Source organism: Acinetobacter sp. 228 (assembly GCF_048147885.1).
Genome location: NZ_JAYWYV010000525.1, coordinates 1 through 1096, shown reverse-complemented (window position 1 = coordinate 1096; position 1096 = coordinate 1). Strand labels below are relative to the sequence as shown.

Sequence of the window (1096 nt, the reverse complement as noted above, 5' to 3'; positions counted from 1 at the left end):
CAGTAGTGCAGGCCAAACCGGATCTGCCAAATGAATGAACACTGCCCAAAAACTAATGCCATAAGCGTAGCCCAACCATTCCATTGGGATAAGCCAGAATGTTTTAGATAAACCTTGTGAGTGAGCGGCGGTTGCAAGTAATGCGTTTGTCGGGCCCGGAATAAGTAAAACAGCCAACATAGCTAATACAAAAAACCAGCTCTCAATCATATAATTTCCACATTAGTAAAGATGCGGCAACATTAAACGAAATGGGCAAAATATAGCAAGTTTAGAGCGTATTCTGATTAGAAAGAATACAAGTTATTCTAAGGCTTATCTTTAAAAAATTATTGATTTATAATAATTTTATTATGAAACATTTTGCTAAACTTTATTCATCACAATATGCAATTAGTTAGCATATTGTGATGCAAAACCGATGATTAATTCGTCTTTTTCCGAACAATAATTGGACAATTCTTAAACTGAGCAGCCTGAACAATGGCTTCTTGTTGACCTAATACACGTGAAAGTTCGGTGTTTTTGGTTGAAGAAGATTGTCCCATATTGACAGAGATGGATGGGCCGAATCCCCAACCGCCTCGTCCCCAGCCACCGCCAAGCCCAAGTCCAACACCCATACCTGTACTTTTTGGTGTCTGTACACCATTGTCGATATATTGTTGAATACGGTTATATTCACTTTGTAGCTGCTGGCAACTCAAAGATTGATACTGCGTCGGAGACACATAAGTCGGTTTTACCGTTGTAGCACAAGCGCTCAATAGTAAAGTGGCCGCTGCCAAAGGCACAATATATAAGCCTTTCATCATTTTTCTCTTATCGTTTTGGTTCAATTTCGCTGAACAATGCCTCATAAGACTGAGTCAATTTGTGTTCTGGCGCTAAGTGAGCCAAAGGTAAATTTTTCTGATGTGATTCTTTCATCAAAATCGAAGGCGGTAACATGCTATTGAGCACTGGTAACCCTTCATCTTTTAACTGTTGAACCACTTCCCGAGGTAGTTTTGCTTGGGACTGGAACTGATTCACCACAATTCCTTCAATTTCCAAGCGATCATTATGATCATCTTGCGTTTCGAGAACATTTTCA

General features: G+C 39.6%; 1 protein-coding gene and 2 pseudogenes. All 3 read right to left on the bottom strand.

Annotation, left to right across the window (positions count from 1 at the left end):
- Positions 1-210 (bottom strand): annotated as a pseudogene (locus VXQ92_RS20455) (threonine transporter RhtB); the annotation flags it as partial.
- 215 nt (positions 211-425) lie between these two features.
- Positions 426-812 (bottom strand): hypothetical protein, encoded by a 387-nt coding sequence (locus VXQ92_RS20450; RefSeq protein WP_000677531.1) that lies wholly within the window; start codon positions 810-812, stop codon positions 426-428.
- Positions 813-822: 10 nt separating this feature from the next.
- Positions 823-1096, bottom strand: a pseudogene (locus VXQ92_RS20445) (ParA family protein); the annotation flags it as partial.